The 17,796-nt window shown below is 43.9% G+C and carries 18 protein-coding genes, 1 riboswitch and 2 other annotated features; of the genes, 3 read left to right on the top strand and 15 right to left on the bottom strand.

The window, feature by feature from the left end; genetic code table 11:
* Positions 1-98: 98 nt before the first annotated feature.
* The gene (locus tag QP439_RS06220) at positions 99-554 is read right to left on the bottom strand and encodes a GNAT family N-acetyltransferase (RefSeq protein ID WP_261027411.1); all 456 of its coding nucleotides are present in this window, start codon (positions 552-554) and stop codon (positions 99-101) included.
* Positions 555-623: 69 nt separating this feature from the next.
* Here QP439_RS06220 and QP439_RS06215 point away from each other — a divergent pair, with 69 nt between their 5' ends.
* Positions 624-1,283, top strand: a complete 660-nt coding sequence (locus QP439_RS06215) for a prepilin peptidase (RefSeq protein ID WP_285388733.1) — start codon at positions 624-626, stop codon at positions 1,281-1,283.
* On the opposite strand, the gene trpA is transcribed toward QP439_RS06215, so the two are convergent.
* The 14 genes from trpA to QP439_RS06145 all read right to left on the bottom strand — a co-directional run bounded on the left by trpA (position 1,255) and on the right by QP439_RS06145 (position 16,086).
* Entirely contained in the window at positions 1,255-2,031 is a 777-nt protein-coding gene (gene trpA, locus QP439_RS06210; RefSeq protein WP_285388730.1) for a tryptophan synthase subunit alpha, read from the bottom strand. The genes QP439_RS06215 and trpA overlap by 29 nt on opposite strands.
* Positions 2,024-3,247 carry a tryptophan synthase subunit beta gene (trpB, locus tag QP439_RS06205; RefSeq protein WP_269798238.1) on the bottom strand — a complete coding sequence of 408 codons (1,224 nt, stop codon included), beginning with the start codon at positions 3,245-3,247 and terminating at the stop codon, positions 2,024-2,026. The genes trpA and trpB (QP439_RS06205) overlap by 8 nt, the downstream gene beginning before the upstream one ends.
* Positions 3,225-3,824 carry a phosphoribosylanthranilate isomerase gene (locus QP439_RS06200; protein ID WP_285388726.1) on the bottom strand — a complete coding sequence of 200 codons (600 nt, stop codon included), beginning with the start codon at positions 3,822-3,824 and terminating at the stop codon, positions 3,225-3,227. The genes trpB (QP439_RS06205) and QP439_RS06200 overlap by 23 nt, the downstream gene beginning before the upstream one ends.
* Positions 3,811-4,578 carry an indole-3-glycerol phosphate synthase TrpC gene (trpC, locus tag QP439_RS06195; protein WP_285388723.1) on the bottom strand — a complete coding sequence of 256 codons (768 nt, stop codon included), beginning with the start codon at positions 4,576-4,578 and terminating at the stop codon, positions 3,811-3,813. Before trpC ends, QP439_RS06200 begins: the two co-directional genes overlap by 14 nt.
* Positions 4,575-5,579, bottom strand: coding sequence for an anthranilate phosphoribosyltransferase (trpD, locus tag QP439_RS06190; protein ID WP_000658710.1), 1,005 nt, complete (start codon positions 5,577-5,579; stop codon positions 4,575-4,577). Before trpD ends, trpC begins: the two co-directional genes overlap by 4 nt.
* Before the next feature lie 10 nt (positions 5,580-5,589).
* Positions 5,590-6,156: an aminodeoxychorismate/anthranilate synthase component II gene (locus tag QP439_RS06185; RefSeq protein WP_000601907.1), complete on the bottom strand. Its 567-nt coding sequence runs from the start codon at positions 6,154-6,156 to the stop codon at positions 5,590-5,592.
* Complete coding sequence (gene trpE, locus QP439_RS06180; protein ID WP_261042321.1) at positions 6,153-7,514, bottom strand: anthranilate synthase component I; 1,362 nt, start codon at positions 7,512-7,514, stop codon at positions 6,153-6,155. The genes QP439_RS06185 and trpE overlap by 4 nt, the downstream gene beginning before the upstream one ends.
* A 71-nt stretch (positions 7,515-7,585) precedes the next feature.
* Positions 7,586-7,811, bottom strand: a binding site (T-box leader).
* A complete protein-coding gene (gene trpB, locus QP439_RS06175) occupies positions 7,808-8,986 on the bottom strand; it encodes a tryptophan synthase subunit beta (RefSeq protein WP_000208439.1) in 1,179 nt (392 codons plus the stop codon). (Overlaps the previous feature by 4 nt.)
* A 65-nt stretch (positions 8,987-9,051) precedes the next feature.
* Positions 9,052-9,277 (bottom strand) — a binding site (T-box leader).
* Positions 9,278-9,317: 40 nt separating this feature from the next.
* Entirely contained in the window at positions 9,318-10,547 is a 1,230-nt protein-coding gene (locus tag QP439_RS06170; RefSeq protein WP_285388717.1) for a DegT/DnrJ/EryC1/StrS family aminotransferase, read from the bottom strand.
* A gap of 42 nt (positions 10,548-10,589) precedes the next feature.
* Positions 10,590-11,282 carry a sugar transferase gene (locus QP439_RS06165; protein WP_000922210.1) on the bottom strand — a complete coding sequence of 231 codons (693 nt, stop codon included), beginning with the start codon at positions 11,280-11,282 and terminating at the stop codon, positions 10,590-10,592.
* Between the two features lie 184 nt (positions 11,283-11,466).
* Positions 11,467-13,209: an ABC transporter ATP-binding protein gene (locus QP439_RS06160; RefSeq protein WP_285388714.1), complete on the bottom strand. Its 1,743-nt coding sequence runs from the start codon at positions 13,207-13,209 to the stop codon at positions 11,467-11,469.
* The gene (locus tag QP439_RS06155) at positions 13,199-14,944 is read right to left on the bottom strand and encodes an ABC transporter ATP-binding protein (RefSeq protein WP_285388711.1); all 1,746 of its coding nucleotides are present in this window, start codon (positions 14,942-14,944) and stop codon (positions 13,199-13,201) included. Before QP439_RS06155 ends, QP439_RS06160 begins: the two co-directional genes overlap by 11 nt.
* Positions 14,945-14,998: 54 nt before the next feature.
* Positions 14,999-15,634 carry a DUF421 domain-containing protein gene (locus QP439_RS06150; protein ID WP_000174447.1) on the bottom strand — a complete coding sequence of 212 codons (636 nt, stop codon included), beginning with the start codon at positions 15,632-15,634 and terminating at the stop codon, positions 14,999-15,001.
* Positions 15,631-16,086 (bottom strand): DUF3290 family protein, encoded by a 456-nt coding sequence (locus QP439_RS06145; protein WP_000675328.1) that lies wholly within the window; start codon positions 16,084-16,086, stop codon positions 15,631-15,633. Before QP439_RS06145 ends, QP439_RS06150 begins: the two co-directional genes overlap by 4 nt.
* 133 nt (positions 16,087-16,219) lie before the next feature.
* On the opposite strand from QP439_RS06145, the gene QP439_RS06140 reads away from it, so the two are divergent.
* Both QP439_RS06140 and QP439_RS06135 read left to right on the top strand, forming a co-directional pair.
* Positions 16,220-17,047 carry an exodeoxyribonuclease III gene (locus QP439_RS06140; RefSeq protein ID WP_254754193.1) on the top strand — a complete coding sequence of 276 codons (828 nt, stop codon included), beginning with the start codon at positions 16,220-16,222 and terminating at the stop codon, positions 17,045-17,047.
* An 11-nt stretch (positions 17,048-17,058) separates the two neighbouring features.
* Positions 17,059-17,445: a bleomycin resistance protein gene (locus QP439_RS06135; RefSeq protein WP_254754192.1), complete on the top strand. Its 387-nt coding sequence runs from the start codon at positions 17,059-17,061 to the stop codon at positions 17,443-17,445.
* 230 nt (positions 17,446-17,675) lie between these two features.
* A riboswitch (purine riboswitch) is annotated at positions 17,676-17,771 on the top strand.
* Positions 17,772-17,796 lie beyond the last annotated feature (25 nt).

Genomic DNA, 17,796 nt, shown 5'->3' with positions numbered 1-17,796 from the left:
AAAAGGACTTAGCCCTGTACAATACAGAACTAAATCCTTTGCTTAAATTAATTGTCTAACTTTTTGGGGTCAGTACAGAATCAAGGCTTTTTTGCTTTCTATCTAAGCTTTTTCATAACGTATTTTCGTACAGGTGCTTCAATGGTTTGAACAATTTCAAATCCTTCTTTTTGATAAAGGTGCTTGGCTGCTTGATTTTCCTCGAAGACATTTAGAGAAATACTATCTATGTCTCCATTTTCAAAGACCAAACTAACAAATTTCCTTAAAGCCTGGCTACCTAAGCCTTGCCCCTGTTTCTGGGGGTTGATAAAAAATCTTCCAATATGAAGATTACTGTCTTCTAGCCTGATTTTTTGTATTAGTCCAACAAACTCGTGTCCATCAAAGATTGAAAAGATTCCTTCCAAATCTTGCAAGACTTGAATTGTCAAGGGAAAAGGAGTCTTTGGTCCCATCCATTGTTCTTGAAAGGATTTACCAAGGGAGTTGGACCATTGGCATACGAGCTGAGCGTTTTCTGTATTCACCTTTTCTTCAAAACGAATTGTCATCTTGACCTCACCATCTTATCTATATTTCTCCATTATACTACTTCTCCCATTTTTTACGAATAGATAAGTATGATTGATTTTTATTTTTTTCTTGTCGGGAGCATCCTCGCTTCCTTTCTTGGTTTAGTCATTGACCGTTTTCCAGATCAATCCATTATCCAACCTGCTAGTCACTGCGACTCCTGTCAGACTCGCTTGCGTCCCTTAGATTTGATTCCGATTCTCTCGCAGGTGCTCAATCACTTTCGCTGTCGCTACTGCAAGGCTCCTTATCCTGTCTGGTATGCCCTTTTTGAACTAGGTTTAGGACTCCTCTTTCTGGCTTGGTCATGGGGCTGGTTCTCTTTGGGTCAAATCATCCTAATCACTGCTGGTTTGACCTTGGGCATCTACGACTTTCGCCATCAGGAATATCCCTTACTGGTCTGGATTGTCTTTCATCTATTCCTAATGGTCTGCTCTGGCTGGAATCTGGTCATGGTCTTCTTCCTTGTCCTTGGAATTTTGGCTCATTTTATCGATATCCACATAGGTGCAGGGGATTTTCTCTTTCTAGCTTCTTGCGCCCTCGTCTTTAGCGCAACCGAGTTACTCATCTTGATTCAGTTTGCTTCGGCGACAGGCATCCTGGCCTTTCTCCTCCAAAAGAAAAAGGAAAGACTTCCTTTCGTGCCTTTCCTCTTACTTGCTGCTTGTGTGATTATTTTTGGTAAGCTACTGCTTGTTTGATAAAGTCCTCAATCGGCTCTCCTTTGTGGAGAGCTTTTACAATTTTCGAACCAACGATAACACCATCTGACACCGCATTGAAGCGTTCTACATCGGCTTGACTAGATACGCCAAATCCTGTCAATACTGGGATGTCGGCTACTTGATGCAATTGTGCCAAGTGCTTGTCCAAATCTGCGCGGTAATTGCCTGATTTCCCTGTCACCCCATTGATGGCAACGGCATAGACAAAGCCTTCTGCCCCTTCAATCAACTCTTTCTGACGCTCAATCCCTGTTGTCAAACTAACTAGGGGAATCAAAGCGATATCTGTACCCACCAAAAATGGCTCTACAAAGTTGGCATGTTCATGAGGCAGGTCTGGGATAATCAAGCCCTTAACCGCTGTATCTGCCAAATCTTTGACAAAATTCTCCACACCGTACTGAAAGAGGGGGTTAAAGTAGGTCATGATGACAAGTGGTACTTCTGTTTCAATGGTTTTCAAGGTTTCAACCAAAGCCTGGGTAGAAGTTCCGTTGGCTAGACTGCGCAAGCCTGCTTCTTCGATAACAGGTCCATCTGCAACAGGGTCTGAAAAGGGAATGCCCACTTCAATGGCAGAGACACCCAAATTTTCTAAAAAGTGGATTGTTTCACCTAGTCCATCCAAACCTTTCTCGTGGTCTCCAGCCATGATATAGGGAACAAAAATTCCTGTTCCAGCTACTTTAATAGCATTCAATTTTTCTGTTAATGTCTTAGGCATGAGCTTCTCCCTTCTTTGCTGCGTCTGCTTCCAAGCGGTCTTTGACTTGAACCACATCCTTGTCCCCACGACCTGATAGACAGACAATCATGGACTTGTCTGGTCCAAGTTCTTTGGCTAATTTCACCGCAAATGCAATAGCGTGACTAGATTCCAAGGCTGGGATAATCCCTTCCACACGAGACAGGAGTTGGAATCCTTCCAAGGCTTCCTCGTCTGTCACAGGAACATAGCTGGCACGTTTGATATCGTGGTAGTGAGAATGTTCTGGACCGATACCAGGATAGTCCAAACCTGCTGAGATAGAGAAAGCTTCAAGAATTTGACCATGGGCATCTTGGAGCACATCCATAAGAGAACCATGGAGGACACCTGGGCGGCCCTTGGTCAAGGTAGCTGCATGGTGCTCTGTATCTACACCAAGTCCTGCTGCTTCAGCTCCATACATGGCTACAGACTCATCTTCCACAAATGGATGGAATAGACCAATGGCATTTGAACCACCACCAACACAGGCTACTAGGGCATCTGGCAAATCTTGACCTGTCAAATCGCGGTACTGTTGTTTAGCCTCTCGACCAATGACACTTTGAAAGTCACGAACAATTTCTGGGAATGGATGAGGCCCCAAGGCAGAACCTAGGATATAGTGAGTATCATCGATATTTGCTACCCATGAACGAAGGGCTGCATTGACCGCATCCTTGAGCACGCGCGAACCATCTGTCACTGACTCAACCTTTGCTCCCAAAAGCTCCATACGGAAAACATTGAGTGCTTGGCGTTTCACATCTTCCTCACCCATATAGATGGTACATTCCATATTAAAGAGGGCTGCAGCAGTTGCAGTTGCCACACCGTGCTGACCAGCACCTGTTTCTGCGATAATTTTCTTTTTACCCATGCGTTTAGCAAGCAAAACTTGTCCCAAGGCATTGTTAATCTTGTGGGCCCCTGTATGATTCAGGTCTTCACGTTTAAGATAAATCTTGGCTCCGCCAATATGCTGGGTCAAATTTTTTGCGTAGTAAAGGGGAGTTTCACGTCCTACGTACTGGCGCAAGAGTTGGTTTAATTCCTCTTGGAAACTTGGATCTGCCTGACTTTCACGGTAGGCCTTCTCCAACTCCAAAACTGCTGTCATCAATGTTTCTGGGACGAAACGTCCTCCAAATTTTCCGTAAAATCCATCTTTATTTGGTTCCTGATATGCCATGCTTTACCCTCTCTATAAATCTTCTAATCTTTTCATGATCTTTTTGTCCATCTGTCTCCACTCCGCTTGATACATCTACTGCATAGGGAGTAAAGTTTTGAATTGCTTTTACTACATTGTCTTCCTTAAGCCCACCTGCGATAAAGAAAGGCTGAGCTAGTCCTGTCGTATCCAGTTGACCCCAGTCAAAGGTCTGGCCACTCCCTGCCACAGGGGCATCAAAGAGTAGATAGTCTGCCTGAGAATTGGGCACATGACCCTCTCCATCCACCTGCACAGCCTGAATGCTAGCACAAGGCAAATCCTCAAACAAATCATCCGCCACCTGACTGTGAATCTGTACCAAGTCCAAGCCAACTTTGTCAACCGCTTCTAGCAGTTCTGCCCGACTTGGTGAAACAAATACACCAACCTTTTTTACGTCTGAAGGGATGAGCTCAGCCAGATCAGCAGCCTGATCCAAGGTCACCTGTCTTTTACTAGGTGCAAAGACAAAACCGATGTAGTCCGCTCCTGCTGAAACGGCTGCTTCCACCGCTCCCTTGGTCGATAATCCGCAAATTTTAACCTTTGTCAATCTGCAACTCCTTGATTCTCTGGGCTACATCTTCTGCCTGCATGAGAGCTGTCCCTACTAAAATGCCGTTAAAGTATGGTGCTACTCGCTCTGCATCCTGCCCTGTGAAAATAGCAGATTCAGAAATGTAATAACGACCTTCCTCAAAGTGTTTAGCCAAGTCTACACTGGTCTCCAAGTCGACTTCAAAGGTGGTCAAGTTACGGTTATTAACTCCGATAATCTGAGCGCCAAGTCTGTGGGCTACTTCTAGTTCAGCTAGATTGTGGGTTTCCACCAAGACTTCCAGACCAAGCTCTATCGCGTAGTCGTAAAGTTCCTTGAGTCGTTCTTCGGACAAGGCAGCCACAATGAGCAAGATGACTGTCGCACCGGCATTGCGAGCGCGGATGATTTGCTTTTCATCGATGATAAAGTCCTTGTTGAGCGTTGGAATCTGTACCTGACTGGAAATCTCCCGTAGATAATCCAAATGACCTTTAAAGAAAACTTCATCTGTCAGAACAGAAATCATCACTGCGCCGTTTTCTTCATAAGTCTGGGCCTGTTGCACAATATCCACATCGAGATTGATATCTCCCAAACTAGGGCTAGCCTTCTTGACTTCTGCGATTACCTGTAAACGGTCTTGGTGTTGTTTTAGATAGTCAGCCAAGCGATAGGTCTGGCGCAGGGGCTGAATTTTCTCCAGCTCCATCTGCTCGACCTCACGTGCCTTCTGCTCCAAAATTCGTGCTAAAAATTCCTGACTCATTTTTGATACTCCTGTAACAGTCTGAGTTTTTCAAGGGCCTTGCCACTAGCAATGACTTGACGAGCTAAGGCAACTCCGTCCTTGATGCTATCAACCTTACCATTAGCATAGAAACCAAGACCAGCATTCAAGACTGTCGTTTCCAAGAATGGACTTGGTTCGTTTTTCAGAACTCTAAGCAAAATTTCTGCATTTTCCTGAGCATTGCCTCCACGAATGTCTTCGATAGCGTAGCGTTCCATCCCCAGATCTTCTGGAGTAAAGCTTGACAAGGTGATTTCGCCATTTTCAAGAAGGGCAATCTTGGTTGTTCCATTCAAACCAGCTTCGTCCAATCCTTCTGGACCAGCAACCACTATAGCACGTTTGCGACCCATATTTTTCAAAACCTGAGCTGTACTTTCTAGAAGTTCTGGACGACTAATACCAAGAAGCTGTGTTTCCAAAGTCATTGGGTGAATCAGAGGACCAGTCAAGTTCATGATTGTTGGAATTCCCAATTCCAAACGAGCTGGCATGATGTATTTCATTGCTGGGTGCATATTTTTAGCAAAGAGAAAGACGATACCAGTTTTATCAAAGACCTTACCTAGTTCAGCTGGTTTGAGGTCTAGGTTGATACCCAAGGCTTCGAGGACATCTGCAGAACCAGATTTAGAAGAAATCGAGCGGTTACCGTGTTTTGCCATGTGAACACCACCACCAGCCAAGACAAAGGCTGCAGTTGTAGAGATGTTAAAGCTGAAAGACTTGTCCCCACCTGTACCACAGTTGTCCATGGCATCATGAATTTCAGTTGGAATATGTTGGGCATGCCCTCTCATGACTTGGGCAATGGCTGTGCGTTCTTCAGGTGTTTCCCCCTTCATCTTAAGAGCCAAAAGGAGAGAAGCAATCTGCGCCTCAGTAACACGCCCAGTTACAATACGCTCAATGACATCCGTCATTTCCACACCTGATAAATTTTCAAATTTTGCTAGTTTTTCAATAATCTCTTTCATCCTAGTTTCCTCACTTTACAACCTTCTCGATAAAATTCCGAATAGAAGACAAGCCATCTGGCGTTCCAATGCTCTCTGGATGGTACTGGAAACCATAAATCGGTAGGTTTTTATGTTGAATCCCCATGATGGCTTGGTCATCAGTCGAACGAGCTGTCACTTCAAAGTCTTCTGGCATTTCTTCAATCAAAATACTGTGATAACGCATGACCGCACGGCCATCCTCGATACCTTTATACAAAACAGATGGCGCTTCAAAGCTGATATTGCTCTGTTTCCCATGCATGACTTTTGGAGCCAAGCCTAGCTTACCACCAAAGACTTCTGCGATGGCCTGGTGACCCAAACAAATTCCAAGAATCGGTTTCTTGCCAGCAAAATCACGAATCATATCTTCCATCTTGCCAGCATCAACTGGCCAACCTGGGCCGGGCGAAAAGACCAGACCATCTGCTTTTTCAGCTTCTTCATATAGCTTTGGATCATCATTTCTCAAGACCTGAACTTCTGCGAAATTCCCAATGTATTGTGCCAAGTTATAGGTAAAAGAATCATAGTTGTCAATCAATAAAATCATGGTCTTAGTTCTCCAATTCTAGTCATAGATTTTGCTTTGTTAATGGTTTCTTGGTATTCGTTTTGAGCGATGGAGTCGTAGACAATCCCTGCCCCAGCCTGCACATAGGCTGTTTGATTTTTGAGAATCATGGTTCGGATGGCAATGGCGAAGTCCATATCACCCGTCGCAGACAAGTAGCCGATTGCTCCTGCGTATACGCCCCGTTTTTCCGTTTCCAGTTCATAGATGCGTCTCATCGCTCGAATCTTTGGTGCTCCTGAAACTGTTCCAGCTGGAAGTGTTGCTTTCAAAGCATCCATGGCAGTGAGTTCTGGAAGCAAACGCCCCTTGACCACGCTGGTCAAATGCATGACATAACGGAAAAGCTCCACTTCCATATACTTAGTGACTTGGACACTGGCCGTTTCAGAGATGCGACCAATATCGTTACGTCCCAAGTCTACTAACATCCGATGCTCTGCTGTTTCCTTCTCATCCGAAAGCAGGTCTGTCGCCAAAGCCTTGTCTTCTTCATCCGTAGCGCCTCTTGGTCGTGTACCCGCAATCGGATTGGTTGTCACGATGCCATTTTTGACAGAAACCAAACTTTCTGGACTAGCTCCGATGATTTGATAATCCCCAAAATCATAGAAATAAAGGTAATTAGAAGGATTGGTCACGCGGAGATTTCTGTAGAAGTCAAATGGATTTCCAGTAACTTCTGCTGAGAAACGCTGGCTGAGTACGCATTGGAACATATCTCCGTTACGAATCAAATCACGAGCTGTTTCCACCATTTCCTCAAACTTCTGAGGAGCGATATGCGGTTTGAAGTCTAACGGAGATAGATCCAAGTCTTCAAATTCATTTGGAGCAGGAATGCGTAATTCCTCAAGCACTTGGTTCAAAGCTTTTTCCAAGTCTTCTTGACTACGCTCACTATAGAGAGCATCCTCGATGACATGGATTTTCTCCTTCTTGTGGTCAAAGACCATGTAACTCTCATAGACGAAGAAATGCATGTCTGGCGTTCCAATTGTATCTTGAGGGATTTGCCCAATTTCTTCATAAAGCGAAATCATATCGTAACCAACAAAACCAATTGCCCCACCACCAAAAGGTAGATCTGAGTGGTGTTGGCTCTTATGAGTCACTTCATAAAGGAAATCCAAGGGATCCCGATCAATCACTTGACCATTTTGATAAAGGACTCCATTTTCAAACTTAATCTCAAAAACAGGATTATAGGCTAAGATAGAAAAACGAGCTGTTTCCTTGTCTCTCGGAATACTTTCTAAGATAACCTTGTGTTGCCCCTTTAGACGCATATAAGCCAAGATTGGTGATAAGACATCTCCATGAATGATTCGTTCCATTGTAATTTCCCTTTCAGTTCTACTTCTAGTCCGTGGTGACTGTATGAAAAATCCCCACGCAAAATAACTTGCGTGAGGACGAAATTCGCGGTGCCACCTCAATTATAGGATTTCTCCTATCTCTCATTCCTGTCTCAGATACCTCCTGTAACAGGCTGTGCGATAAAGGGCACTCCCTTGAGAATTATGTTTTCTTCTCTCGTTTCAGATGGACCCAACCTTACAGCTTTCTCTGCTTGTTTTCAGCAACCACAAGCTCTCTGTGAGAGAAAAGACTGTAATTTTTCCATCTTTTATTTTTTAGCTTCTAGATAGTCTGCAATTGCAGCTACGTCCTTGTCTCCACGACCAGAGACATTGATGATGATAATGTCGTCTTTACTTAGTTTCGGTGCACGTTTAACTGCTTCTGCGATAGCATGCGAACTTTCAATCGCTGGGATAATTCCTTCAGTCTTGCTGAGAAGGAGGAGAGCCTGAACAGCTTCTTCATCCGTCGCAGCGACATATTCCACGCGACCTGAATCTTTAAAGTATGCGTGTTCTGGGCCAACCCCTGGATAGTCCAATCCAGCTGAGATAGAGTAAACTGGAGCTAGCTCTCCATCTTCCTTAAAGACTGCATAAGTCTTCATACCATCAACAATTCCGATACTACCTTTTGTCATAGTAGCTGCGTGCTTGTCTGTATCAAGTCCGTGACCAGCAGCTTCAACCCCAACCAATTTAACTTCTTCATCAGCCACATACTGAGAAAAAGCACCAATAGCATTAGAACCACCACCTACACAGGCAATAACGTAGTCTGGTAAACGACCTTCTTTTTCTAAGATTTGACGGCGAGATTCTTCACTGATGACCTTTTGGAACTCGTGGACAATTGTAGGATATGGGTGAGGCCCCACAGCAGATCCCAAAACGTAGAAGGCTTCCAAATCATTCATCCATGCTCCAAAGGCTGCATCAACAGCATCTTTGAGGGTACGAGTCCCTGTTTCAACTGCGTGAACAGTTGCTCCCATCATCTCCATACGGAAAACATTGAGACGTTGACGTTCCACATCCTCTGCTCCCATGTAGACATCACAGGCCATACCAAACTTGGCTGCAGCCGCTGCTGTCGCAACACCGTGCTGACCAGCTCCTGTTTCTGCGATTACTCGTTTTTTGCCCATGCGTTTGGCCAAAAGAATTTGTCCTAAAACGTTGTTGAGTTTGTGAGAACCAAGGTGGTTAAGGTCTTCGCGCTTGAGATAAATCTTAGCGCCACCTAAGTGGTCTGTCAAACTTTCCGCAAAATAGAGCGGTGTTTCGCGACCTGAATAGTCCTTTAAATAATGGCGAAATTCTGCCAAAAATTCTGGATCATCCTTGTACTTGTCAAATGTCACTTCCAACTCATCCAACAAAGCCTGAATCGGCTCCGGTACAAAACTACCACCAAATTGTCCAAAATAACCTTTAGTTGTCATAAAATTTTCCTCTTTCTGTATTGATTTCAAGATATGAAAAAGCCCACACACAGAAAATTACTCTGCGTGAGGGCGTTGGTAACGCGGTGCCACCTCAATTATAAAGGGACTATTCCCCTTTACATCTCTGCCTTGTCTAACAACAAGTTGCACTGTAAGGTGTGCGCACCGAATTTTCATTGTTTCAAATTCATTTTTAAAATCAGCCCACTTTCACTACTTCCAACCACCTGTTCACAATCACCACAGGCTCCCTGAAGATCAAAAATAGTTACTTTTCTGATTTGTTGAACTTATTTTAATACTTTGTTTTTTCTTTGTCAAGACTTTTTTACAATTTTTTTGATGAAGCTAGTACTTTTTCAGAAACTGTTTTGAAAGTCTCAATGATATAGTCCACTTCTTCATCACTTAATTTAGTGTGAAGAGGGAGCGTAATTTCATTTTCAAAGAAGGCATAGGACTTAGGATAATTCGCCATGTCAAAGCCAAGATTCTTATAGGCTGTCAAGAGCGGAAGTGGTTTGTAGTGGACGTTACTTGCAATTCCCGCTTTAGCTAATTCTTGGATGATGAGGTTGCGTTCTTCTAAACTTGCTCCTTCTACATGGGTGATGTAAAGATGGCGTGAAGATTCTACAGTATCAGTCTTGTGTGCCAATGGATGAATACGAGAACCTGCAAAACCACGATCATAGCGGTCCACAATGTCCTTACGACGTTCTAGCAAACCAGGGTAACGGTCCAATTGTACCAAACCAAGTGACGCCATGATATCGGTCATATTACACTTGTAGGCTGGTGTGACGATATCATATTCCCATGAGCCCAGTTGCATCTTAGCAAGGGCATCCTTAGTTTGCCCGTGAAGGGAAAGAATTTGGAATTCCTTGTACATTTCTTCGTCATCAATCGCTGGATTGGCTTTCCAAGTGGCACTTCCTCCCTCAGCAGTTGTAAAGTTCTTAACTGCATGGAATGAGAAGGAAGTAAAGTCCGCGATAGAACCAGCTGGTTGCCCTTTATAAGTAGACCCCAAAGCGTGGGCACTATCAGAAACAATCACAATACGGTTAAAGACCTTTTGCCACTTGCTTGAAGCAGTAAAGAGATCACGTTTCTTCTCCACAACTTGGAACAAACGGTCATAGTCGCAAACAATCCCCGCAAGCTCTACTGGAATAATCACCTTAGTCTTTTCAGTGATAGCTTGCTCCAGCAAGTCATAGTCCATCTCAAACGTATCTGCTTGAATATCCACCATGACAGGGGTCGCCCCTACGTGAGTGATAACACTACATGAAGCTGTATAGGTCATGGCTGGAACGATAACCTCATCACCAGGTCCAACTTCCAAGACGCGCAAAATCAACTCAAGCGCGGCAGTCGCAGAGTTAAGACAGACAGTCTTGGGCGTCTGTGTGTATTGAGACAAGCGACGCTCCAGTTCTTTTGTCTTGGGACCTGTTGTAATCCAACCAGAACGCAGGGTATCCGCTACTTCAGCAATTTCTGCTTCTGTAATATCGGGTGGTGAAAATGGAATATTGTAATTTGGCATTGATTTGCTCCTTTTATCTGTACTCATTCTCTCATGACTACTTTATTTTAGCACTTCAAACACGGTTTGAAACATGATTTTGATGTCTCCAAGGAAACTAAACTCTCGGAGATAGGCGAGGTTATAGCGCATCTTTTCAGGAAGAACGTGTTCGACATAGGCTTGGTCAACCGACAGACCTTTCTCCGTCATTTGACTGATGATAGTGTCCTCATCCTTGTAGTTGATGCTGGCTGGAGAGGTAATCCCTGCTGGCAAAAGCAAGGTCGCCATCATTTCAGGGCTATACTGCTCTGTGTAGCGTGGCACTTCAGGTCGTGTACCGACAAAGGACATTTCGCCTTTAAGGACATTGACCAGCTGAGGCAGTTCGTCCAAACGCACACGGCGGATGAAATTGCCAACCTTGGTAATGCGACTATCGTTAGCAGAAGTCACCAAACTTCCTTTTTTGTCTGCATCCGTCACCATGGTACGGAACTTCCAAATCTTGAAAGGTCGATTGTACTGGGTCACACGCTCTTGCTTGTAAATCACTGGCCCCTTGCTATCCAACTTGATCCAAATGCTCAAGATGAGAAAGATGGGAGAGGTCAGAACCAGTACAACCAAGGCCAAAACCCAGTCCAAACAACGCTTGAAAATCAGCGAACCCTTCCTTTTAGAGACAAGCTGGTAGTAAGACTCAACCTCGCTTGATTTCATTTCCACGGGCAAGTCTTCCCATTTCAGCATGCTGTTTCTCCTTTGTTTTTATTATACTATTTGTCAACATTTTTCATTATACCACAAAATGGAAAAGGCGGTGAAAGAAATCTGTAATTTGAAGGATTTCCTTCTTACACTCAATGAAAATCAAAGTACAGCTTTGAGGTTGCAGATAAAGCTGACATGGATTTGAAGAGATTTTCAAAGAGTATTAGGACATGGCCCCAGCCTGCAAGCTATACATCTTGTGATAGGTTCCTCCCAGAGCCAAGAGTTGCTCATGGGTTCCACTCTCGATAATGCGCCCCTTGTCCAAAACATAGATACAGTTGGCGTCTTGTATGGTAGAAAGACGATGGGCGATGGCAATGGTTGTTCGTCCCTGTCTCATCTTAGCCAGTGAAGCTTGAACCAGACTTTCTGTTTCAGAGTCAATATTGGCTGTCGCTTCATCCAAAATCAGGATTTTAGGCTGACTAGCGACTGTTCTGGCAAAGGCAAGAAGCTGACGCTGACCAGTAGAGAAACTCGAACCACGCTCAGAAACAGGGGCGTCATATCCCTGAGGAAGTTCTTGAATAAAGGAATCTGCATCGACGAAGGCTGCAGCAGCCTGGACCTGCTCATCACTAATGTCTTGGTACATGGCGATATTGGACTTAATGGTTCCATGATAGAGAAAGGGATCTTGCAAGACCAGACCGATATTTTTTCTCAGTTCTTCCTGCCTGTAGTCTCTAATATCCACACCATCCAAGAGAACTCGCCCTGACTGAAATTCATAAAAGCGCATGAGGACATTGATGATCGAAGATTTCCCTGAACCTGTATGGCCCACAAAGGCAATGGTCTCACCCTTCTTAACCGAAAAGGAAATATCATCCAGAATCTGGTGCTTGCCTTCATAAGAGAAACACACATGTTCAAAACGGATATTGCCTTCTTGGACTTTGGCTTGCCCATCTTTTTGAAGAGGCTCATAGGTCGTCTCGTCAATCAAGGCGAAGACACGGCCTGCAGATACCATAGAAGTTTGAAGGGTTGAAAAATTTTGCGTCACCTCAATCAAGGGATCAAAGAGACGGTTGATGTACTGGATAAAGGCATACATGGTTCCGGCCGTTATCCCGATAGAAAGCCCACGGTAGCCAAAGTAGGCCATCAAGACAGCATAGCCTAGAAGTTTCAGCAAACTCATGGCAGGTCTCAAAAAGAGGGCATCCAAGGCTACCGAACGGTTGGCATAGACCAAGTGTTCTTGGTTGATTTCATCAAATTCTGCCTGTAGGCGTTTCTCTTGATTAAAGGCCTGGATAATCCTGATTCCTTCGATATTTTCAGCCAGCTTGCTATTGATATCTGACAAGAGACTTCTGGTTTTCTCAATGATTTTCACTGATTTTTTCCGATAGAGATTGACCAAAAGGAAAATCAAGGGGAGAAAGAGCAAGACTAATGCTGTCAAACGAAAATCTAACACCAACATGGTATAAAGGGTTGTCAGAAAGATGAAAACTGCTGAGATAAAGCTGGACAAAATCCCTGAAAACATATCACTGATAGTCTCGGTGTCATTTGTCAAACGAGAGACGATGGAACCTGCTGGCGTCTTGTCAAAATAAGACATGCCCAGCTTTTCCATATTGGCAAAGGCATCTCGACGAATATCCCTAACGATGCTGTAAGACACGCGCGCAAAGAGAAGATTGCCGACATACTGGACCAGAGTTTGTAGGATATAAAGGCCATAGTAGACCAGCAAAACGGTCACAGCGAGTTGGTTGAGATTGCTGAGATACTGGTCGATAAAGTGGGAAGCCACAAGGGGAATGACGCTTTTAATGACCGTAGTCGCTAGGAGAAAACTGAGTGCCAAAAAGGTCAGGAGTCCATAGGGCTTGAGATAGGACATCAAGCGCTTCAATACAGCCCATTGTTCTTGTTTATTCTGCATCTTCTTCTCCTTTCATTTCCAACTGCTGAGACTGGTAGGTCTGGGCATACCAGCCATCCATGGCTAGCAGGTCTTCATGCGGACCCCGTTCGATAATTTGACCATTTTGCAGAACTAAAATCAAATCTGCATGGACAACAGCACTGAGGCGATGGGCCGTGATGATGGTTGTCTTGTCCTTTCGCGTTTCCTTTAGATTGTCAATAATCGCATACTCTGTTTTGGCATCCACGGCCGACAAGGAATCATCTAAAATCAAGATATCAGGGTCTAAAATCATGGCCCGACTCATGGCCAGACGTTGCTTTTGACCACCTGAGAGACTGACTCCCTTTTCACCAATCAAGGTATCAAATCCCTGAGGCATGGCTAGAATGTCTTGGTAAACTTGGGCTAACTTCGTTGCCTCCTCTACTGCTGAAAGTGGTAAGTTAGGATTTCCAAAGCGAATATTGTCTAAGATAGAGGTCGCAAAGAGAAACTGGTCCTGAGGAACATAGCCCATGAGACTGCGAAGGTCTGTCAAACGATAATCGCGAATATCGTGACCGTTTAGATAAATAGTTCCCTTGTCCACATCGTATTCACGCAAGAGGAGCTTGATCAAAGATGTTTTCCCAGAGCCTGTCTGCCCGACCAAGCCCAATGTTTGCCCTTTTTCCAAACTAAAGTGAATATCCGTCAATGTTTCATCATCTTCAAAGGCAAAGCTGTCAATGGCGTACTCCAAGCATCCATTTTCAATACCATCTAATGGAAACTCTGGGTCTTGTACAGGTGATTCCTGAGACAAAAGTTCCTCAATCCGTTGGTAAGAAACCTTCCCTCGCTGGGTAATATTAAAGAGGAAACCGATGGCCATAAGAGGCCAGACCAACATATCCAAGTAGCTGATGAAGGTAACTAGATTACCAACCGTAATCTGCCCCTCCTGAACCATCAAGGAGCCTACCAAAAGCGTTAAAACATAGGATGAACCAACAAACAAGAGAACCATAGGGTCAAAGAGACTATCGTATTTCATGGTTTGGAGGTTCTTTTGGAAGGTCAATTCATTGACTGCCTGAAAGGACTCCAACTCGTCCGCCTGATAACCGAAAGACTTGGTCACTTTGATACCTGATACGGACTCCTGCACCTTGTTATTGAGTTCAGAAAAGGCAGCCTGTGATTCACCAAAGGCCTTGTGAGTCTTTCTTCCCAAACGACTGGTCGCATAAGCCATGAAAGGTAAGGGTAAAATGGCAACTAGGGTCATTTGCCATGAGATGCTAAAAAGCATGGTTAGCAAGGTCACTAAAGCTGTGATTGAAGCATCCACCGCAGACATGACTCCTCCACCCGCCAGACGAGTTAAGGCATTGATATCGTTGGTGGCATGCGCCATCAGGTCCCCTGTCCGATAGGTCTGATAAAAGGCTGGCGACATTTTAGTAAAATGCTCAAATAAGCGAGATCGCATAATCTGTCCCAAACGGTAGGAAGTCCCGAGGATATACATACGCCAAACATAGCGCAGATAGTACATACCAAAGGCTGCAAGAAGCAAGTAAAATAGGTCAAGAAGGAGGTCCTGCTGGGTTAATTGCCCCGATGTGATGGCATCAATGACCCTCCCCATAACCATGGGTGGAATGAGATTGAGGACGGAAACCAAGACCAAAGCCACAATTCCGACTAGATAACGGCGTTTTTCGAGTTTGAAAAACCACCAAAGTTTTTGAATAATGGACATAAAATCCCTTTCTGATTGCAAATAGAAACCTGAGGCCAAGACCCCAGGTTTTTCTTATTCATAGGTTACGACTGTAACGGCACCCTTGTCATACTCAGCGATAAAGATATTAGCTACATTGTCATGTCCTTGCTTGTTGAGGTTATCAAGCAACCACTCTTCGCTACGACCAATCGATTCCAAAACATCTACTTGGATCACACCGTCAGTCACAACTGGATACTTAGGATTTTCATCTCCCATTTGGACCACGATGAGTTGGCCATTTTGCTCCTGCACAGCTCGTTTAACTTGCTTCATCTGGAAAATTCCTTGGCTACGAAGTTTGAGAGCAACATCTGCCGCAGACAAACCAACTGAACGACAGGCTTCTGGGTCAATCTGCCCATTTTTGATGAGGAGAGTTGGTTTACCATCAATCAAGCGTTTCACAAAACGAACATTGTTATTGAGCCACTTGAGGGTCAAGACCAAAATCGTCCACATCATCAAAATCACTGCATACTGGAGAATACTGATAGAACTATTGTAAATCACCCCACCAATGATACCACCGAGAACATAGTTCTGAATTTGGTCTGTCGCAGAGTTAGGTGCTAGGTTCCCCTTTCCTGTCACATTGATAACGAAAACTAGCGAGAAGAGCCCCAAGGCCAGTTTGATTAAAATTTCCATATAATTGAGTGTCATTTGTTTACCTCCACCAATTCAATAGCGTCTGTTTGATGCAATTCTAATTTCTCTAAAAGATACTTGTCTGGTTGGCTCCCGTTCATGGCACGATAGAAATTTGAACCTACCTTGATAAGTGCTCCATCAGTGGCAGCTGAAGTATTGACATAAACTTCTGATTTATCCACTCCCAAGTCTTTAGAAATGACCTCTATGAAATGAAGGGAAGTTTGAAATTGATTGTTAGAGGCTTGATTGGTCTGGTATTTTGAGATTGTTACCAAAAGCATGGCTACCAAAGTCAAGGCCAAAATCATGACCAATTCACGAAACTTAGTTCCCTTTTTATCACGATAAGCCTTAAAAGCAAAAAATCCTGTGATAGCTAGGAGCACAATCCCAAAGCCAATCATGATGCCATTTTGCTGACTGATTTGGCTAAGTACATAGTCATATGAGTAAAATTTCATTTATTTTCACTCCCTTTCATAAAATCATTCTTCATTATAAACGAAAGAGAGTGATTTTTCAAGCCATACGTTGGGGAAATAGACCTTTTTTTGGTATAATAAAATCTATAATCTGAATGAAAAAGGTAACTTTATGAAACTTATCTCATGGAATATTGATTCCCTTAACGCAGCCCTAACTAGTGACTCAGCTCGTGCCAAATTGTCCCAAGAAGTCCTACAAACCCTTGTGGCAGAAAATGCTGATATTATCGCTATCCAAGAAACCAAGCTTTCTGCCAAGGGTCCTACAAAGAAACATTTGGAAATTTTAGAAGAACTCTTCCCAGGCTACGAAAACACGTGGCGCTCTTCCCAAGAGCCTGCCCGTAAAGGCTATGCTGGAACCATGTTCCTTTATAAGAAAGAACTCACACCCACTGTCACTTTCCCAGAAATCGGTGCTCCTTCTACCATGGACTTGGAAGGTCGCATCATCACCTTGGAATTTGATGAATTTTTCGTGACCCAAGTTTACACACCAAATGCTGGTGATGGACTCAAACGCTTGGAAGAACGCCAAATCTGGGATGTCAAATATGCTGAGTACTTGGCTCAACTAGACAAAGAAAAACCAGTCCTTGCGACCGGTGACTACAACGTAGCCCACAATGAAATTGACCTTGCAAATCCTGCCAGCAACCGCCGTTCACCAGGGTTTACAGACGAGGAACGTGCTGGCTTTACCAACCTCTTGGCAACTGGATTTACAGACACCTTCCGTCATATTCACGGCGATGTCCCTGAACGTTACACTTGGTGGGCACAACGCAGCAAGACTTCTAAAATCAACAATACAGGCTGGAGAATCGACTACTGGCTCACAAGTAACCGCGTGGCTGACAAGGTGACCAAGTCTGATATGATTGACTCCGGTGCGCGCCAAGACCACACACCCATTGTCATGGAGATTGAACTCTAAGGAGAAAACGAATGGACTATCAGCCTGTCATTCCCGAATTTGTGGTATCTGACCTCGAACAGTCGCGCCACTTCTACTGCGATTTACTAGGTTTTACCATCGAATACGAGCGCCCCGAGGAGAAATTTCTCTTCCTCTCACTTGAAGACTGCCAGCTCATGTTAGAAGAAGGCAACGCAGAAGAATTAGCTCAGCTGACCTATCCTTTCGGGCGCGGTGTCAATATTTCCTTTGGCATTGCAGATGTTCCTCAGCTCCACCAAAAACTGCTGGAAGCTGACTACCCTATCCATCGTCCCCTGACAAAAAGAGAATTTCGAGTAGGAGATAGCTTTATATATCCCCATGAATTTGCAGTTTTGGATCCAGATGGCTATTTTTTAAGATTTAGCGAGTAGAATAATAAAGATTGGGAAAAGTCTTTAAAGTTAGAAAAAAGCATATTGTCAGGTGTTTAAAAACCTAATAATATGCCCTTTTATGATGGAAAAACCTTCTAAATGTTAGCCAATGATGGATTTTTGTCCATTTTCTTACATTTGTTCGTTTTTTATATCTAAATACTGACAAAATATTTGATTTTTAAAGTTTTTTGGTGTAAAATAAGAACATTGGCTCAAACCTATTTAAAATTGAATATCGCTTTACTTGTTTATGTCGTGAATTGGCACGACGTTTCTACAAGGTGCCGGAACACCTAACAATAAGTAAGTCAGAAGTGAGGTATGGTCGTTTTTGCCATGCCTATT

The organism is Streptococcus sp. UMB1203 (assembly GCF_030217725.1).
Classification (GTDB): Bacteria; Bacillota; Bacilli; order Lactobacillales; family Streptococcaceae; genus Streptococcus.
The sequence above is the reverse complement of the archived record's forward strand: the minus strand, read 5'-3'. Positions and strand labels throughout refer to the sequence as shown.